Source organism: Enterobacter cloacae complex sp. IR5401, assembly GCF_049238425.1.
GTDB lineage: Bacteria > Pseudomonadota > Gammaproteobacteria > Enterobacterales > Enterobacteriaceae > Enterobacter > Enterobacter hormaechei_C.
In genome coordinates, this window is sequence record NZ_JBMKHN010000003.1 from 128,775 (window position 1) to 146,320 (window position 17,546).

The 17,546-nt window shown below is 55.8% G+C and carries 13 protein-coding genes; 4 read left to right on the forward strand and 9 right to left on the reverse strand.

What is annotated here, in order from left to right; all coding sequences use genetic code 11:
- Positions 1–279: 279 nt before the first annotated feature.
- The 3 genes from cysH to cysJ are packed head-to-tail and all read right to left on the reverse strand — an operon-like array spanning position 280 to position 4,547.
- Positions 280–1,014: a phosphoadenosine phosphosulfate reductase gene (cysH, locus tag ACOTX1_RS06235; protein ID WP_003862694.1), complete on the reverse strand. Its 735-nt coding sequence runs from the start codon at positions 1,012–1,014 to the stop codon at positions 280–282.
- A 15-nt stretch (positions 1,015–1,029) separates the two neighbouring features.
- On the reverse strand, positions 1,030–2,742 hold the full coding sequence (gene cysI / locus ACOTX1_RS06240; RefSeq protein ID WP_003862696.1) for an assimilatory sulfite reductase (NADPH) hemoprotein subunit: 1,713 nt from the start codon (positions 2,740–2,742) through the stop codon (positions 1,030–1,032).
- The gene (cysJ, locus tag ACOTX1_RS06245) at positions 2,742–4,547 is read right to left on the reverse strand and encodes an NADPH-dependent assimilatory sulfite reductase flavoprotein subunit (RefSeq protein WP_023314744.1); all 1,806 of its coding nucleotides are present in this window, start codon (positions 4,545–4,547) and stop codon (positions 2,742–2,744) included. Before cysJ ends, cysI begins: the two co-directional genes overlap by 1 nt.
- Before the next feature lie 303 nt (positions 4,548–4,850).
- Here cysJ and queD point away from each other — a divergent pair, with 303 nt between their 5' ends.
- Positions 4,851–5,216: a 6-carboxytetrahydropterin synthase QueD gene (gene queD / locus ACOTX1_RS06250; protein WP_006811776.1), complete on the forward strand. Its 366-nt coding sequence runs from the start codon at positions 4,851–4,853 to the stop codon at positions 5,214–5,216.
- On the opposite strand, the gene ACOTX1_RS06255 is transcribed toward queD, so the two are convergent.
- Entirely contained in the window at positions 5,201–7,555 is a 2,355-nt protein-coding gene (locus tag ACOTX1_RS06255; protein ID WP_059288121.1) for a helix-turn-helix domain-containing protein, read from the reverse strand. The two genes, queD and ACOTX1_RS06255, sit on opposite strands and share 16 nt — an antisense overlap.
- A 171-nt stretch (positions 7,556–7,726) precedes the next feature.
- Here ACOTX1_RS06255 and ACOTX1_RS06260 point away from each other — a divergent pair, with 171 nt between their 5' ends.
- Both ACOTX1_RS06260 and ACOTX1_RS06265 read left to right on the forward strand, forming a co-directional pair.
- On the forward strand, positions 7,727–8,896 hold the full coding sequence (locus ACOTX1_RS06260) for a M20 aminoacylase family protein (RefSeq protein WP_023314746.1): 1,170 nt from the start codon (positions 7,727–7,729) through the stop codon (positions 8,894–8,896).
- Between the two features lie 27 nt (positions 8,897–8,923).
- Complete coding sequence (locus ACOTX1_RS06265; RefSeq protein ID WP_023314747.1) at positions 8,924–10,321, forward strand: MFS transporter; 1,398 nt, start codon at positions 8,924–8,926, stop codon at positions 10,319–10,321.
- A 17-nt stretch (positions 10,322–10,338) separates the two neighbouring features.
- On the opposite strand, the gene queE is transcribed toward ACOTX1_RS06265, so the two are convergent.
- The 3 genes from queE to ACOTX1_RS06280 are packed head-to-tail and all read right to left on the reverse strand — an operon-like array spanning position 10,339 to position 13,331.
- On the reverse strand, positions 10,339–11,010 hold the full coding sequence (gene queE, locus ACOTX1_RS06270) for a 7-carboxy-7-deazaguanine synthase QueE (protein WP_006811780.1): 672 nt from the start codon (positions 11,008–11,010) through the stop codon (positions 10,339–10,341).
- Positions 11,011–11,064: 54 nt separating this feature from the next.
- The gene (locus tag ACOTX1_RS06275; RefSeq protein ID WP_023314748.1) at positions 11,065–11,772 is read right to left on the reverse strand and encodes an N-acetylmannosamine-6-phosphate 2-epimerase; all 708 of its coding nucleotides are present in this window, start codon (positions 11,770–11,772) and stop codon (positions 11,065–11,067) included.
- On the reverse strand, positions 11,772–13,331 hold the full coding sequence (locus ACOTX1_RS06280; protein WP_017382825.1) for a maltose/glucose-specific PTS transporter subunit IIC: 1,560 nt from the start codon (positions 13,329–13,331) through the stop codon (positions 11,772–11,774). Before ACOTX1_RS06280 ends, ACOTX1_RS06275 begins: the two co-directional genes overlap by 1 nt.
- A 165-nt stretch (positions 13,332–13,496) precedes the next feature.
- Here ACOTX1_RS06280 and ACOTX1_RS06285 point away from each other — a divergent pair, with 165 nt between their 5' ends.
- Positions 13,497–14,321 (forward strand): MurR/RpiR family transcriptional regulator, encoded by an 825-nt coding sequence (locus ACOTX1_RS06285; RefSeq protein ID WP_023314749.1) that lies wholly within the window; start codon positions 13,497–13,499, stop codon positions 14,319–14,321.
- 52 nt (positions 14,322–14,373) lie between these two features.
- Here the strand turns inward: ACOTX1_RS06285 and eno are convergent, their stop codons facing one another.
- Together eno and pyrG are read right to left on the reverse strand one after the other, a co-directional pair.
- Positions 14,374–15,672, reverse strand: coding sequence for a phosphopyruvate hydratase (gene eno / locus ACOTX1_RS06290; RefSeq protein ID WP_006811784.1), 1,299 nt, complete (start codon positions 15,670–15,672; stop codon positions 14,374–14,376).
- A gap of 82 nt (positions 15,673–15,754) precedes the next feature.
- A complete protein-coding gene (gene pyrG, locus ACOTX1_RS06295) occupies positions 15,755–17,392 on the reverse strand; it encodes a glutamine hydrolyzing CTP synthase (RefSeq protein ID WP_023314750.1) in 1,638 nt (545 codons plus the stop codon).
- Positions 17,393–17,546: the final 154 nt, after the last annotated feature.

Sequence of the window (17,546 nt, forward strand, 5' to 3'; positions counted from 1 at the left end):
GGTGCCTTCGGCTCATTCCTTCCGGCTTATCGGGGACGGGCGGAGGTAACATCCCTGTAAAGCCCGCCCTCTCGGCGCATCTCTGCGCCTCGCCCCGGCCTACAGGAAACGCCTCAGCGATTTACAGCCGGACCGAGGCATCGCTGAAAGCCCTCAGTTATTCTGAGGCAACGTTATCGCTTTTGCTTTCAAATTACTGGGGAACCCTCTACCCACGGGGAGAGGGAGAATTAAGCCGTTGTAGGCCCGGTAAGCGCAGCGCCACCGGGCGAAAAAACATTACCCTTCGTGCAGCCCGCACTCGCGCTTCAGCCCGAAGAATCGCGTCTCTTCTTCCGCCATTCCCGGTTCCCATTTACGCGTGGTGTGGGTGTCGCCTACCGACAGGTAGCCTTGATCCCACAGCGGATGGTACTTCAGCCCGTGCTTTTGCAGATACTGGTACACCGTGCGGTTATCCCAGTCGATGATCGGCAGCACTTTGAACACGCCGCGCTGCACCGCCAGCACCGGCAGCGTTGCCCGGCTCCCGGACTGCTCGCGGCGCAGGCCCGCAAACCAGGTCTGAGCGTTCAGTTCTTTTAGCGCCCGGTTCATCGGCTCGACCTTGTTGATCTCATTGTATTTCTCAATGCCCTCAACGCCCTGCTCCCACAGCTTGCCGTAACGCGCCTCCTGCCAGGCCGCGCTTTCCGTCGCACGGTAGACTTTCAGGTTCAGCCTGAGCTTATCCGTCAGCTCGTCGATAAACTGATAGGTCTCCGGGAACAGATAGCCGGTATCGGTGAGGATCACCGGAATGTCCGGACGGATCTGATTCACCAGATGCAGACTGACCGCCGCCTGAATGCCAAAGCTCGACGAAAGCACATAGTCTCCCGGCAGGTTTTCCAGCGCCCACGCCACGCGCCCTTCGGCGTCCAGCTTTTCCAGTTGGGCGTTAGTTTCTGCGAGTGCCAGAATGCGTTCGACTTTTGGCAATGCGTTAAGCGCGTTTAGATCGAGTACGGACATAAATACCTCTCGTGGTTACTCCCAGAAATCCCTTGCGGGATCGAGCACCGGGCGAATGATGCCCGCACGTACCGTAAAGTCGCCGAAGCCTTCACCCGCTTCGCGCTCTTTCGCCCAGCGTCCGATAAGCACGTCGAGGGAATCGAGAATTTCCGGCTCGGTGATGTTCTCGCGGAACATACGCGGAATACGCGTCCCGATACGGTTACCGCCCAGGTGCAGGTTATAGCGACCCGGCGCTTTCCCTACCAGACCGAGTTCGGCCAGCATCGCGCGACCGCAGCCGTTCGGGCAGCCCGTCACGCGCATAACAATATGCTCGTCCGGAATACCATGTTTTTCCAGAATCGCTTCCACTTTATCAGTGAAGGACGGCAGGAAACGCTCGGCTTCGGCCATCGCCAGCGGACAGGTCGGGAACGACACGCAGGCCATCGAGTTTTCACGCTGCGCGCTCACCGCATTCATCAACCCGTGCTCGCGGGCCAGCTCTTCAATTCTCGCCTTTTCGCTTTCCGGCACGCTGGCGACGATCAGGTTCTGGTTAGCGGTGATACGGAACTCGCCTTTGTGGATCTTCGCGATTTCCAGCAGGCCGGTTTTCAGCGGACGGCCCGGATAATCAAGAATACGGCCGTTTTCGATAAACAGCGTCAGGTGCCATTTATTATCGATACCTTTAACCCAGCCGATGCGATCGCCGCGACCGGTAAATTCGTAAGGGCGGATCGGCTCAAACTTGATGCCCGCGCGACGCTCCACTTCTTCTTTGAACGTCTCGACGCCTACGCGCTCCAGAGTGTATTTGGTTTTCGCGTTTTTACGATCGGTACGGTTACCCCAGTCGCGCTGGGTAGTAACCACCGCCTCAGCCACTGCCAGCGTGTGCTCCAGCGGCAGGAAGCCGAACTCGCTCGCGGTGCGGGCGTAGGTTTTCTTGTTCCCATGCTCAATGGACAAACCGCCGCCCACCAGCAGGTTAAAGCCGACCAGCTTGCCGTTTTCGGCAATCGCCACGAAGTTCATGTCGTTGGCGTGCAGGTCGATATCGTTCTGCGGCGGGATCACCACCGTGGTTTTGAACTTACGCGGCAGGTAGGTCTGACCGAGGATCGGCTCTTCATCGGTGGTGGCGACTTTCTCCTGATCGAGCCAGATCTCCGCATAGGCACGCGTGCGTGGCAGCAGATGTTCGGAGATTTTTTTCGCCCACTCGTACGCTTCGGCGTGCAGTTCGGACTCGTACGGATTCGAGGTGCAGAGCACGTTACGGTTCATGTCGTTGGCGGTCGCCAGCGCGTCCAGACCCACGGAGTGCAGCATCTGGTGAACCGGCTTGACGTTCTTCTTCAGAATGCCGTGGAACTGGAAGGTCTGACGGTTGGTCAGACGAATGCTGCCGTAAATCGTGTTGTCATGGGCAAACTTGTCGATCGCCTGCCACTGTTTGGTGGTGATGATGCCACCCGGCAGACGACAGCGCAGCAGCATCGCGTGACGCGGCTCCAGCTTCTGCTCGGCACGTTCGGCGCGGATATCGCGGTCGTCCTGCTGGTACATACCGTGGAAACGGATCAGCAGGAAGTTGTCGCCTTTGAAACCGCCGGTCAGGCCGTCATTTAAATCTTCGGCAATGGTACCGCGCAGGTAGTTGCTCTCTACCTTCATGCGCTCGGCATCAGACAGTTTGCCTTCGACCACCAGTGGGCCAGGATGTTTTTCGCTCATTAGTAGACATCTCGCTGATAACGGCGCTCTACGCGCAGCTCACTTAAAAATTCATCCGCCGTTTCGGCATCCATACCGCCGAATTCGGCAATCACTTCCAGCAGTGCCTGCTCAACGTCTTTCGCCATGCGATTGGCGTCGCCGCAGACATAAATGTGGGCACCGTCATTGATCCAGCGCCACAGCTCTGCGCCCTGTTCGCGCAGTTTGTCTTGTACGTATACTTTTTCTTTCTGGTCACGAGACCAGGCCAGATCGATGCGGGTCAGCACGCCCTCTTTGACGTAGCGCTGCCATTCAACCTGGTAGAGGAAATCCTCGGTAAAATGCGGGTTGCCGAAGAACAGCCAGTTTTTACCCGGTGCCTCGTCCGCTGCACGCTGCTGCATAAAGGCGCGGAACGGTGCGATGCCGGTGCCCGGGCCAATCATGATCACCGGCGTTTCCGGGTTCGCCGGCAGACGGAAGTTGTCGTTGTGCTCGATAAAGACGCGCACCTCGCCCTCTTCTTCCACGCGGTCGGCCAGGAAGCCCGAGGCCCCGCCCGCCCGCGCGCGGCCTTCGATGTCGTAACGCACCACGCCAACGGTGATGTGGACTTCGTTTTCCACTTCCGCCTGTGAGGAGGCGATGGAGTAAAGACGCGGCGTCAGTGGACGCAGCAGGCCGATCAGCGCGTCGGCATCCAGCTGTGCCGGTGAGAAACGCACCATATCGACAATCGGCGTTGTCGCCGCGTATTGCTGTAACTTCGCCTTATCCCCGACCAGCGGAAGGAGCGATTCGCTGCGGGTTAAGGTGGCGTAGTTTTCAACGATGTTGGCGGTGTTCACCGTCAGCTCGAAATGCCACTGAAGCGCCTCAGAGAGCGGTAAGGTTTTACCCTCCACCTGGACCGGCTCCGTGCCTTTCAGCCACAGCAGTTCGACCAGCTCTTTCACCAGCGCCGGATCGTTCTGATACCAGACGCCCAGCGCATCGCCAGGCTGATAACGCAGGCCGGAGTCACCGAGATCGATTTCGATATGGCGCACGTCTTTTTCCGAATCACGGCCCGTGATTTTCTGGTTTACCGACAGGCTCGCCGTCAGCGGCGCCTCTTTCGTGTAAGGGCTGGTGTGGATTTCGTTGACGGTGCCCGCTGCGGTAACGGCGGCCTGCGCTGGCGTCTCTTTCGGGACGCGGGCCTTCAGCACCTCAACGATGCGCGCCCGCCATTCGGCGGCGGCGGCCTGGTATTCGACATCAGCGTCTACGCGATCCAGCAGGCGCTCTGCGCCCAGCTCCGCCAGCTTGCTGTCGAAATCTTTACCGGACTGGCAGAAAAATTCATAGGACGTATCACCGAGGCCGAAGACGGCAAAGGCGGTGCCCTCGAGCTTTGGCGCTTTTTTCGAGAACAGGAACTTATGCAGCGCGACGGCTTCTTCCGCAGGCTCGCCTTCGCCCTGCGTTGACGCCACCACCACCAGCAGTTTTTCTGACGCGATCTGTTTGAATTTATAATCCCCGGCGTTGACCAGGTTAACGTTCAGCTTCGCGGCGAGCAGGTCATCACGCAGCGCTTCGGCCACACGACGGGCATTACCCGTTTGCGAAGCGGAGATAAGCGTGATGGCAGGAATTTCAACGGCCGTTGGCGGGACGCCAGCCACAGCACCCGGCTGCTGGTTCAGCATTCCCCAGAAATAGCCGGAGACCCAGGCGAGCTGGGTGGGTGAAAAATCGGAAGTCGCGGCCTGGAGGCGCGCCAGTTGCTCCGGGTTAAGGGGAAGCAAATTTGAAGGTGGGGCCTGTGTTGTCATGCGTCGTTATGTTCCAGTAGCAAAGCGGACTTTAAGCGAATAAATCCAAACTGAAGATAAGGTTAACGGCGGGGATAATAACAATTAAAGAAGGGATGGAAATAATAAATAACCAAATGGACTAACCTGTTTTAGTTATCGTTCTTAACGATAAAAGCGATTAAACAACTGTCTGAAATAAAACAACAAAAGTCGATAAACACCATGAATACGAGGCGGCGACAGTTCAGAGCCGTTTTAGTTAATGATAAAAATTGTGCTTTCCGGTACTATGCGGCGGTTTTTTCCGCATTCCTGAGAGCTATGATGTCCACCACACTGTTTAAAGATTTCACCTTCGAAGCCGCACACCACCTTCCACACGTTCCTGCCGGGCACAAATGTGGCCGCCTGCATGGACACTCGTTTATGGTGCGTCTTGAAATCACCGGTGAAGTCGATCCCCATACGGGCTGGATCATGGACTTTGCCGAACTGAAGGCCGCGTTTAAGCCGACCTACGATCGTCTCGATCACTACTATCTGAATGATATTCCGGGCCTTGAAAACCCGACCAGCGAGGTGCTGGCGAAATGGATTTGGGATCAGATGAAACCGCTGGTGCCGCTGCTGAGTGCGGTGATGATCAAAGAGACCTGCACGGCAGGCTGCGTCTACCGCGGGGAGTGAATCTCCTCCGTTTCGGCCTCATGAGGCACGAGCGGCGTAAACTCGTAGAGCACCAGCGCATTACTCTCCAGTGATTCACTCAGTTGCCAGCCGTCATAAAGGCGTTCATCGCGTACGGAAAGCGTTGGACGCGCTTTATGCGCTATCCAGCGCCACATCTCTTCATCAGGGCCGCTTTCGCTACCAACCCCTTCAAGCAACGGATAGAGCGCGCCGTTGTGCTGATCAAACAGATGGCATTTAATTCGCCATTTACCGCGCATTCCCTTCAGGTGTAAATGATACTGCTGGCGAAAACGCTGGATGAAGGCTTCTTCACTGGATAGGAGTGGATTAAAAACCACCACATTACGCAGCAACAGCTGATAACCATTGCGATGGCGCGTAAGCAGGACACGCTTATCATTGACCAGCACCTCGCCCCGCAGACGTTGCCAGAGCCAGAGTACCCAATAAACCGGACGCGGCAGACCATGGTTATACTGTAGCGCAAGGCTTGAGGTATCGATGGTGTTGTTCGCACGGGCTTCTCCCTGAAGACCCGAATTGAGCCAGAATCCCGCCAGCCAGACCTGCTCCGAAAGCCCGAGCAGGTTCTGCATCAGCAGCGCCCCACGGAAAAACCAGCCGTTTGTCGCCCGCGTGTTGCCGGTGAGGGTATTCCAGGAGAGAAGCCAGACGGGAAGCGAACATTTTCGCAGGCGAAGGGCAGCGAGGAGCTGGCGGACCTTCAGTATCGGATAATTTTCCGTTGAGGAGAGAGGGGTTACCTCCAGCTGCGCGGGATCGAGAAGTTCATTGGCATCGGCAGAACAGGCAAGAAAATCGGCCTGCATCAGGATGGCTGAACTGAACAGGGTATCGTCGCTTACGCCCGCGCTGACGGGGGCAAATCGGTGCCATAAACCAAACTTTGCCTGCGGAAGATAAGTTCGTATTGCCTTTTGCTGGGCCAGCCAGACCTGCTCCCGGGTCTCCTCACTCGCCTGTGTTGACCAGTGCATGACGAAGTGCCAGCCCGCGGTGATCTCTGGCGCAAAATGATTAACCGACTGTTGTAAAAAGCGGGTGAGAAGATCGCGGCGGGTCGTTACGCCGGTGTGCAGTAGCACCGTCCACTGCTTTTTTGCCAGCCAGGTGAAGAGCTGATGCAGATTGTACCAGCAGGCGTAGCCCGCCATCTGGGGGTCATCCCACCCGGTGGCAAACAGACGACTGCTGAGAAAAGGTTCGGCGATATCAATTCCCTCAATGGGAATGGCCTCATTTATCGCCTCCAGATTTTGTCGAACGTCCTCACGGAGCAAATCGTCGAGCTCACGCAGGGTAATGACCACCCGCATACGGCGCAGCGAGGCAGAAAGAGGATTGAGCTGCTCAAGATCCAGTCTCTGCTCCTGCTGCGGGTGAACGACGAGCGGCGAGGCTCCCCAACCGCGCACCACCGGTTCATTGAGCAGGCTAAACAGCTTGTCCACGGCGACCGGATAGCGCTGCTCACGCCTGTCCGTCCGAATACGTGCCGCCTCCGGGTGCTGGCGTCGGGCCTTACGAAACTCACCCGGAGACATATTGTGAACACGCCTGAACCGATCGCTCATCATACGCGTGCTGGCGAAACCCTGCTCAAGCGCAATCTGGTGCAGCGGTCGGTTCGTCAGCCGGAGAGCGTCGGCCGCCTTTTCCAGCCGCAGGCGGGTGATGTACTGCATGAAACTGATACCCACCTCCTTGCGAAAGAGACGAGAGAGCCAGGCTTCAGAAACATATTCACTCGCGGCGATTTCCGCAAGCGTAATACGGCGGGTATAACTGGCATTGATCCGCTCTATCACCCGGGCGATGCGTTTGCTGTGCGCTGAGGAAAGTTCCCGGGACAGCATACGGGCGGGCTGTTGAAAGCGGCTGGTCAGCAACAGCAATATCTCGCTCAGCCAGCGGTACGCCTCCAGCCGGTAGCGGTGCGGGTCGTTGATGAGGGTGACCACAAGAAGCTGGCGCAGCAGATCGCGAAGCGCATCGCACTGGGGCCAGACGCCTCCGGCTTCTGCCGGTACAGCATAATCATGGGCAAAAAAATCATTGCAGAGCTGGACCACCCAGCGCCCGGAAAGAGTTACGCGCAGGGTGACATTTGCCGTTTCGCTCGTGAACTGCCAGCGCCGATGACGGTTTATGATGGCAAGGGTATTGGCCTCCAGGATGTCACGTCCCGCATCGGTGTTCAGCTCTGCCCGCCCTTCCAGCACCCAGAGCAACGTTAGCGTATCGCCTTCATCCTCCACGCAGTGGCGAATGTCCTGAATCTCTATCCAAAATTCATCTCCCCGTTGCGCCATCTTACCCCTCATCAAAGACAAATAATGACCTGCTCTTTTTTGTCATAACTGAATTGTATGAAAAACAATCAAAACAATGCCGTCGCTTTACAACAAAAAATTGCATTTTCAGGCAGTACGATCGTCATAGACTCGAAATTATCATCGTTTGGCAGAAAAAGGATAACAAAAATGACACATCCAATTATCGAAGCTCTGCGTGGCAACGAAGCTCGGTTCACTGAATTACGGCGCTATTTTCATCAGCATCCTGAAATTGGTTTTGAGGAGCACAACACGAGCGATCGCGTTGCTGCGCTGCTTCAGGAATGGGGATATGAGGTTCATCGCGGGCTGGCGAAAACCGGTGTGGTCGGCACACTGAAGGTGGGTAACGGGCATAAACGCCTGGGCCTGCGCGCCGATATGGATGCGCTGCCAATGCAGGAAAACAACGGCAAGGCGTGGAGCAGTACCGTTGAGGGTAAATTTCACGGCTGCGGTCATGACGGCCACACTACAACGCTCCTGTATGCAGCGGAGTACCTGGCACGCACCCGCAATTTTAACGGCACGCTGCACCTTATTTTTCAGCCCGCGGAAGAACTTCTGTATGGCGGACGCGTTATGGTAGAGGACGGTTTGTTTGACCTGTTCCCCTGCGACCACATCTTTGGTCTACACAATATGCCGTCACAGCCCCTCGGAAAAATTGGTCTGCGCGATGGCGCCATGATGGCCTCTTCCGACACCCTTCATATTGAGGTTAACGGCGTGGGTGGTCACGGCGCGGTGCCAGAACATACCGTTGACGCCACCCTGGTTGCCTGTCATATCACTATCGCGTTGCAGTCGATTGTTTCGCGCAACATTACCCCCTTCCAGCCAGCCGTCGTTACCGTAGGCAGCATTCAGGCCGGGCACGCCCCCAACATTATCAACGACAAAGTATTGATGAAACTTACCGTGCGCACGCTGGATGAACGCGTGCGGCAAACCGTGCTACAGCGTATCCATGATATCGCCGTTGCACAGGCGGAAAGTTTCAATGCGACGGCCACCATTCGACACATTAACGGCAGCCCGGTACTGAAAAACAATCCGCAAGCCAATGAGATGGTGCGCAACGTCGCCACCGATCTGTTCGGTCAGGATTCCGTCGCGGAGGTGAATGCGTTTATGGGCAGCGAAGACTTTGCTTTCATGCTCGAGAAAAATCCCAATGGATGCTATTTCACCCTTGGCGCCGGCGATGAGCCGGACCGCTGCATGGTACATAACCCGGGTTACGACTTTAACGACAACATTCTCCTCACCGGCGCGGCGCTGTGGGCCGCACTGACCGAACACTATCTGCGCTGATTCGCACCTTCCCGGGAGGGCTGCACTATGAGTACCGTTTCCCTGACAGGCGCATCCGCCTACGCCGGTAACGATCGGCTGCTGGCGGGTATCGTCATGAGCGTTCTGACATTCTGGCTGTTTGCCCAGTCGGTTATCAACGTGGTTCCGGCCATGCAGAATAGCCTCGATATTGCCCTCGAAACCCTTACGCTGGCCGTCAGCCTGAGCGCATTGTTCAGCGGCTGTTTTGTCGTTGCCTGCGGTGGGTTTGCCGATAAGTTTGGGCGCATGCGCCTGACCATGATTGGCCTGATCCTGAGCATGATCGGGAGTGGTCTGCTGTTCATTTCATGGGAGCCCGTCCTGTTTTTGTTGGGAAGAGCGATACAGGGGCTATCAGCGGCCTGCATCATGCCCGCCACGCTGGCGCTGATTAAAACCTGGTATGACGGTAAAGCTCGCCAGCGGGCCATCAGCTTTTGGGTTATCGGCTCCTGGGGCGGCAGTGGCCTGAGCTCGTTTGTGGGAGGCGCCATCGCCACCACGCTGGGCTGGCGCTGGATTTTTATTTTGTCGATGGTGGTGGCTCTGGTCGCGCTATTGCTTATCCGCGCCACCCCGGAAAGCCGCAGCCCTGATGCGTGTCGACACAAACTGGATATCAGCGGCCTGGTGAGTTTTGTCCTTATGCTGGTGCTGTTCAATCTGTTTATTAGCAAAGGACACAGCTGGGGCTGGAGCAGCAGTTTATCGCTTCTTGTACTGTGTGGAGCCGTGATTGCACTGATGTGTTTTGTCGTTACCGGGCGACGGAAAGGCGATGCGGCGCTGATCGATTTCGCCCTGTTTAAAAACCGGGCCTATAGCGCCTCGGTATTCTCAAATTTCCTGCTCAACGGCTGCATTGGCACCATGATGATCGCCAGCATCTGGTTGCAGCAGGGCCATCATCTGTCACCACTACAGACAGGCATGATGACGCTGGGGTATCTGGTTACCGTACTGGCGATGATCCGGGTGGGTGAAAAACTGCTTCAGCGCTATGGCGCCAGGCTGCCGATGATGACCGGCCCGCTGCTGACCGCAACAGGTATTTCGCTGATTTCATGCACCTTCTTAAGCAAAGAGGTCTACATTGTTACCGTTTTTCTGAGCAATATTTTATTTGGGCTGGGGCTCGGATGTTACGCCACGCCCTCAACGGACACGGCGGTAATGAATGCCCCTGAAAACAAAGTGGGGGTGGCTTCAGGGATCTATAAGATGGGCAGTTCCCTGGGCGGCGCAATGGGTATCGCGGTCACCGCATCGCTGTACGCCCTATGGCTGCCGATGGGAACGGCCAGTGCCGCGCAGTATGCCTTGCTGTTCAACAGTGCGATTTGCCTTGGGTCGGCAGTCGTGACCTGGGCTTTACTGCCAACAACAAAAGCCCCGCGTTAAGCGGGGCCACAAAAGTATCAGGCAATGTTCAGATATTTGTGCGTCTGCATCGACAGGCGCCAGTTGCGGGCGATACAGGTTTCAATGCACAGACGGGTTGCATCGTCTTTCTGGCTGATAGGCTGTAGCGCGATCACGCGCTGCTTTTCGTCCGTCAGCGTCGCCAGCAGTTCGTCCAGCGCTTCGATGTCACGCACGCGCCCCACCGGATGTTTGATCTCATCAGCACGCTCAAGCGCCTGCGATAGTACGTCATACCCGCCGCGCATATTCACTTTCGGTGAAACCGTGACCCACGTTGAATGGGAGCAGCGCACTTCATGGGTACCGCTGGTTTCAATCTGACAGCTATAGCCGTTCTTTTCGAGCAGTTCGGTGAGCGGCATCAGATCATGAATGCAGGGTTCCCCGCCGGTGATCACCACGTGCCGCGCCGTCCAGCCCTGACGACCAATAATGGCAAGCAGATCTTCCGCGCTGCCCGCGCCCCATTTATCGCTCTCTTTGGTTTTCGCCAGAATGCTGAACAGCGACACTTCCCGATCTGCGAGCTTATCCCACGTATGTTTGGTATCACACCAGGCGCAGCCAACCGGGCATCCCTGTAAACGAATAAAGATAGCGGGAACGCCGGTAAAGTAACCCTCGCCTTGAAGGGTCTGGAACATCTCGTTAATCGGGTACTGCATAGTCAACTCTGTTAAGGGGATAAACGATAAGTATCGCAGATCCCCGTCAGATGATCATGCTCCATCGGTGCTTTGCGCGCCAATTGCCGCCATAAACCGTTCCGTAATTTGCTGCGGTCGGGTGATCGCCCCACCGACGACAACCGTGTGCGCCCCCAGCGCCAGACACCTGGCCGCGCGATCGGGGGTATTCACGTTACCTTCGGCAATCACGGGGATCGTGACGGCAGACAGCACCTCTTTCAAAAACGCGCAGTCATTTTCCGGTAGCGAATGGCCCGCGGTCTCCGCCGTATAACCGTAAAGGGTGGTTCCGACACAATCAAACCCCAGCGCCTGCGCGGTCACGGCCTCCTGCACGGTGGCAATATCCGCCATCAGCAGCAGCGAAGGGTAACGGGTGCGGATCTGCGCGATCAGCATGTCCAGCGATACGCCACCGGGCCGTTTCCGGGCGGTCGCATCCAGCGCAACGATCTCCGGGGCGACCGCCATCAGCTCATCCACTTCTTTGAGCGTCGCGGTGATGAACACCTCGCTGTCCGGATAGTCTCGTTTGATGATGCCGATGACCGGCAGTGAGACCAGCCCTTTGATAGCCTCGATATCCACCACGCTATTGGCGCGGATCGCAGCGGCACCGCCCTGGGCCGCCGCCAGCGCCATTCGCGACATAATAAACGGGCTGTGCAGCGGTTCGTTTTCCAGCGCCTGGCAGGAGACGACCAGTTTTCCTTTCAGGTTATCCAGTACAGTTTTCATTACGATAAGATCTCTTCCACTTCGTTTTTGATAATGGTGACGTGCGGGCCATAGATGACCTGAACCCCGTTACCGCGCACGATGACGCCGCGCGCGCCGGTCGCTTTCAGTGCAGATTCATTGACTTTGCTACCGTCTTTCACCGTGACGCGAAGGCGCGTGGCGCAGCAGTCAACGTCATCCAGATTGTCTTTTCCTCCCAGCCCGGCGATCACCGCCGCGGCGCGCTCGCTTTGCGGCAGGGTAGCCTCGTCAGCCAACGCCTCCTTTTCACGGCCCGGCGTGGCAAAATCAAAACGTTTGATCAGATAGCGGAAGGTACAGTAGTAAAGGAAGAACCACGGTACGCCCACCAGCGGGACGAACATCCAGTTAGTTTTCGCTTCCCCCTGCAAAATGCCGAACAGCACGAAATCAATAAACCCGCCGGAGAATGTTTGTCCGATGGTGATGTGCAGCATGTGCGCGAGCATGAACGCCAGCCCGTCAAACAGCGCATGAATGACGTACAGCACCGGGGCAATAAACAGGAATGAGAACTCTATGGGCTCGGTAATTCCCGTCAGGAATGAGGTTAACGCCGCAGAGAGCAGCAGCCCGGCAACCCGCTTTTTGTTCTCCGGCCTGGCCGTGTGGTACATCGCAAGGCAGGCGCCGAGCAGACCAAACATCATGGTAATAAAGCGCCCGGACATGAAGCGCGACGTGCCCTCATAGAAATGCTGCGTGTTCGGGTCGGCGAGCTGGGCGAAGAAGATCCGCTGCGTGCCCTCAACCAGGTGACCGTTAACAATTTCACTGCCGCCAAGCGCGGTGGTCCAGAACGGAAGATAGAAGATGTGGTGCAAACCAAACGGGCCAAGCATGCGCAGGATGAAGCCGTACAGCAAAGTCCCCAGATAGCCGGTGGCATCCACCAGCCCGCCGAGGCCAAAGATCAGCTTCTGAAAATGCGGCCAGACCACGGTCATCAGCGCGCCGACGAGTATCGCCGCCAGTGAGCTGATAATGGGAACGAAGCGTGAGCCGCCAAAAAAGCCCAGGAATTGCGGAAGCGCGATTTTATTAAATCGATGATGCAGCGCGCAGGTCACCAGCCCAATAACTACCCCACCAAACACGCCCGTTTCAAGCGTCTGAATACCCAGCGTCATGCCCTGCCCTACGGCGCCCGGGTTCTCATGCGCCAGTTTTCCGGTCAGGATCAGCAGCGCATTGATAGTGGCATTCATCACCAGATAAGCGAGCAACGCCGCCAGCCCTGCCGTGCCTTTATCATTTTTCGCCAGCCCAACGGCGACCCCAACAGCAAACAGTACCGACAGGTTTGCAAACACAATCGAGCCTGCGCTGCTCATGATGGTAAAGATGGCCTGTAGCCAGCCAACGTCTAAAAATGGATACGCGGTAAGCGTATTCGGATTCGATAGCGCCCCGCCGATCCCCAGCAACAGACCTGCTGCGGGCAGTATGGCGATGGGTAACATAAAGGATTTGCCGAAGCGCTGCGCTTTTTCAAACCATCCGCCGGAAGACGCTCCGCTGAACATTTGCATCATTTTTTATCCCCCTGGTTGTTGATGAAAATTTTTACCACATATATTTTCAATTGTGAAAATTACCACCAAAAACCAGGACGCCGATCATACTTTTTCGAAATGACTGGCATCTCTCCCCCGCTTTCCGCCACACTAGTTGGCAGAGAAACGCATTAAGGATCTAGCATGTCGGACCATGAAAACCTGCTGCTGAAGCTACGCCAGGAGGCTTCCGGGTACAGCCCAACGCAACAAAAACTGGGGGAGTTTGTTCTCAACGATCCTGCCAGGGTGCTCTACCTGACGATCACCGAGCTGGCGCGTGAAAGCGGCACCAGCGAGGCCAGCGTCACACGCCTTTGCCGCACGCTGGGCTGTAAGGGGTATAACGAATTTAAAATGGCGCTTGCGCTGGATATTCAGCAGGGTTTGCCTGAGCGTCAGGCAGGAGATGCAATAGATAACGTGGTGGATGAGTCTGTCCAGGCGCTGCAAGATACCGCAAAACTCCTCGACCGGGCCCAACTTGAACAGGCGACACTGGCCCTGCATCAGGCGCAGTCAGTGCAAATTTACGGGGTGGCGGCCAGCGTGATCCTGGGAGAGTATTTGCATTACAAGCTGCTGCGACTCGGCAAACCTGCACAGCTGTTTAGCGATATGCATCGCGCCGCCATGAATGCGACGACGCTCTCGAAAGAGACGCTGGTGGTGGCCATCTCAAGTTCTGGCTCTACACGGGATCTGCTTCACGTGGTGAAACTCGCCCGCAAGCGGGGCGTTAAGGTACTGGCGCTCAGCAATACGCCCCGCAGCCCGCTGACCTCCCTGAGCGATTTACAGCTGGTTGCAGCCAAACCCGAGGGACCGCTGAGCGCGGGTGCGCTCAATGCCAAGGTTGGCGTGATGCTGCTGGTTGAACTGTTAACCACTTCCCTTATTGCAGTAGACAGCCATTACGGTGACGTCAGCCAGCAAACGGCAAGCGCCACGTTACCGCTTCTGCTATAGAAAACAAAAAACCCGCCGAAGCGGGTTTTTTCATAAGAACGAAGGTTCAGGCTTATGCCTGGCCTTTGATCTCTTTACGACCGTTGTAAGGTGCTTTTTCGCCCAGCGCTTCTTCGATACGAATCAGCTGGTTGTATTTAGCAACACGGTCAGAACGGCTCATAGAACCGGTTTTGATCTGGCCAGCAGCGGTACCCACAGCCAGGTCAGCGATGGTAGCGTCTTCAGTTTCGCCAGAACGGTGAGAGATAACCGCGGTGTAGCCAGCGTCTTTCGCCATTTTGATCGCAGCCAGCGTTTCGGTCAGAGAACCGATCTGGTTGAATTTGATCAGGATGGAGTTAACGATACCTTTCTCGATGCCTTCTTTCAGGATCTTGGTGTTGGTTACGAACAGATCGTCACCAACCAGCTGGATTTTGTCGCCCAGTACTTTGGTCTGGTATGCGAAACCATCCCAGTCAGACTCGTCCAGACCGTCTTCGATAGACACGATTGGGTACTGTTTGGTCAGGTCTTCCAGGAAGTGGGTGAACTCTTCAGAGGTGAACGCTTTGTTGCCTTCGCCAGCCAGAACGTATTTACCGTCTTTGTAGAATTCAGATGCTGCGCAGTCCATCGCCAGGGTGATGTCTTTGCCCAGCTCGTAGCCTGCTGCTTTAACCGCTTCAGCGATAACAGCCAGTGCTTCTGCGTTAGAGCCCAGGTTTGGCGCGTAGCCGCCTTCGTCACCAACAGCCGTGTTCATACCTTTAGCTTTCAGAACTTTAGCCAGGTTGTGGAACACTTCAGAACCCATACGTACCGCTTCTTTCAGGGTTTTCGCGCCAACTGGCTGAATCATGAATTCCTGAATATCAACGTTGTTGTCTGCGTGCTCACCACCGTTGATGATGTTCATCATTGGTACAGGCATAGAGTATTTGCCTGGGGTGCCGTTCAGTTCAGCGATGTGCTCGAACAGTGGCATGCCCTTAGCTGCTGCTGCCGCTTTGGCGTTCGCCAGGGAAACCGCCAGGATTGCGTTCGCACCGAAGTTAGATTTGTTTTCAGTACCGTCCAGATCGATCATGATCTTGTCGATGCCAGCCTGATCTTTAGCATCTTTGCCAACGATAGCCTGAGCAATAGGACCGTTAACAGCGCCAACCGCTTTCAGTACGCCTTTGCCCATGAAACGGGATTTGTCGCCATCACGCAGTTCCAGCGCTTCGCGGGAACCTGTAGAAGCACCTGATGGAGCCGCTGCCATACCGACGAAACCACCTTCCAGATGAACTTCAGCTTCAACGGTCGGGTTACCACGGGAGTCGATGATTTCACGACCGATGACTTTAACGATTTTGGACATTAGATTTTCCTCAGTACAAGTTAAACTAAAACTCCAGACAAACAACGCGTACCAAAGGTACGCGTTGCCGTTCTAACTTTTTTTACTTCGCCTGACGCTTCTGGTACTCGCTGGCGGCTTTCACGAAGCCTGCAAACAGCGGATGCCCGTCACGCGGCGTTGAAGTAAATTCCGGGTGGAATTGGCAGGCCACGAACCACGGATGGTTAGGCACTTCGATGATCTCGACTAACTGATCATCCCCGGAACGGCCCGCAACACGCAGACCCGCAGCTTCAATTTGTTTCAACAACATGTTGTTGACTTCATAGCGGTGACGATGGCGCTCGGTGATGACCGGCTCGCCGTACAGCTTGCGTACCACGCTATCGTCGGACAGCTGGCAGGCCTGTGCGCCAAGACGCATGGTGCCACCCAGATCGCTCTTCTCGGTACGGACTTCGACGTTACCGTCTTCGTCGCGCCATTCCGTAATCAGCGCCACAACAGGGTACTTACAGTCTGGCACAAATTCCGTAGAGTTCGCGTTTTCCATTCCCGCTACGTTGCGCGCAAATTCAATCAGCGCAACCTGCATACCCAGGCAGATACCGAGGTATGGAATATTGTTTTCACGCGCATAGCGTGCAGTGGCGATCTTGCCTTCAACACCACGGTAGCCGAAGCCACCAGGGATGAGAATCGCATCCAGATCTTTGAGAATTTCGACGCCGCGCGTCTCCACATCCTGCGAATCAATCAGCTTGATGTTCACAGAGACGCGATTCTTCAGACCACCGTGTTTCAGCGCTTCGATAACTGACTTATAGGCATCTGGCAGTTCGATGTACTTGCCGACCATACCGATAGTCACTTCGCCGCCCGGATTGGCTTCTTCGTAAATCACCTGCTCCCATTCAGACAGGTTAGCTTCCGGACAGTTCAAGCTGAATCGTTTACAAATATAATCGTCCAGACCCTGTGATTTCAACAGGCCCGGGATTTTATAAATGGAATCGACATCTTTCATTGAAATAACGGCTTTTTCAGGCACGTTACAGAACAATGCAATTTTCGCACGTTCGTTCGCCGGAATCGCGCGATCGGAACGGCAAACCAGGATGTCAGGCTGAATACCGATGGAGAGCAGCTCTTTAACAGAGTGCTGAGTCGGTTTGGTTTTCACTTCACCTGCTGCCGCCATGTAAGGCAGCAGCGTCAGGTGCATGAACAGCGCGTGCTCACGACCAATATCTACCGCCAGCTGACGAATCGCTTCGAGGAATGGCAGGGATTCGATATCCCCCACGGTACCGCCGATTTCAACCAGCACAACGTCATGCCCTTCGCCACCGGCAAGGACACGCTCTTTAATGGCGTTAGTGATGTGTGGGATGACCTGCACGGTCGCGCCCAGGTAGTCACCACGGCGCTCTTTACGCAGAACGTCAGAGTAGATACGGCCAGTCGTAAAGTTGTTACGACGGGTCATTTTGGTACGGATGAAACGCTCGTAGTGGCCAAGATCCAGATCGGTTTCAGCGCCGTCTTCAGTAACGAACACTTCCCCGTGTTGGGTTGGGCTCATGGTGCCAGGATCGACGTTGATGTACGGATCCAGTTTCATCATGGTCACATTGAGGCCACGGGCTTCAAGAATGGCTGCGAGGGAGGCTGCGGCAATGCCTTTACCCAGAGAGGATACGACCCCGCCGGTCACAAAAATATAGTTCGTTGTCATGCTGAACCTGAGAAGTTAGGGTGAAACGATGGAATAACCAGGACGGGAAAGTAGTATACCCGAACACGACGAGCGCCACAAACTTTCATTCTCCGTCTCCATTCCAGGCCATGACAAACATAAGGAGTGAGAAAATAGCCCCTTTTGGGTAAAT

Coding starts and splice junctions, on each gene's coding strand:
- ACOTX1_RS06275 (WP_023314748.1), bottom strand. CDS start 11,772: ATGAAAACTGTACTGGATAACCTGAAAGGAAAACTGGTCGTCTCCTGC.
- ACOTX1_RS06265 (WP_023314747.1), top strand. CDS start 8,924: ATGAGTACCGTTTCCCTGACAGGCGCATCCGCCTACGCCGGTAACGAT.
- eno (WP_006811784.1), bottom strand. CDS start 15,672: ATGTCCAAAATCGTTAAAGTCATCGGTCGTGAAATCATCGACTCCCGT.
- cysH (WP_003862694.1), bottom strand. CDS start 1,014: ATGTCCGTACTCGATCTAAACGCGCTTAACGCATTGCCAAAAGTCGAA.
- ACOTX1_RS06285 (WP_023314749.1), top strand. CDS start 13,497: ATGTCGGACCATGAAAACCTGCTGCTGAAGCTACGCCAGGAGGCTTCC.
- cysI (WP_003862696.1), bottom strand. CDS start 2,742: ATGAGCGAAAAACATCCTGGCCCACTGGTGGTCGAAGGCAAACTGTCT.
- queE (WP_006811780.1), bottom strand. CDS start 11,010: ATGCAGTACCCGATTAACGAGATGTTCCAGACCCTTCAAGGCGAGGGT.
- pyrG (WP_023314750.1), bottom strand. CDS start 17,392: ATGACAACGAACTATATTTTTGTGACCGGCGGGGTCGTATCCTCTCTG.
- ACOTX1_RS06260 (WP_023314746.1), top strand. CDS start 7,727: ATGACACATCCAATTATCGAAGCTCTGCGTGGCAACGAAGCTCGGTTC.
- ACOTX1_RS06280 (WP_017382825.1), bottom strand. CDS start 13,331: ATGATGCAAATGTTCAGCGGAGCGTCTTCCGGCGGATGGTTTGAAAAA.
- ACOTX1_RS06255 (WP_059288121.1), bottom strand. CDS start 7,555: ATGGCGCAACGGGGAGATGAATTTTGGATAGAGATTCAGGACATTCGC.
- queD (WP_006811776.1), top strand. CDS start 4,851: ATGATGTCCACCACACTGTTTAAAGATTTCACCTTCGAAGCCGCACAC.
- cysJ (WP_023314744.1), bottom strand. CDS start 4,547: ATGACAACACAGGCCCCACCTTCAAATTTGCTTCCCCTTAACCCGGAG.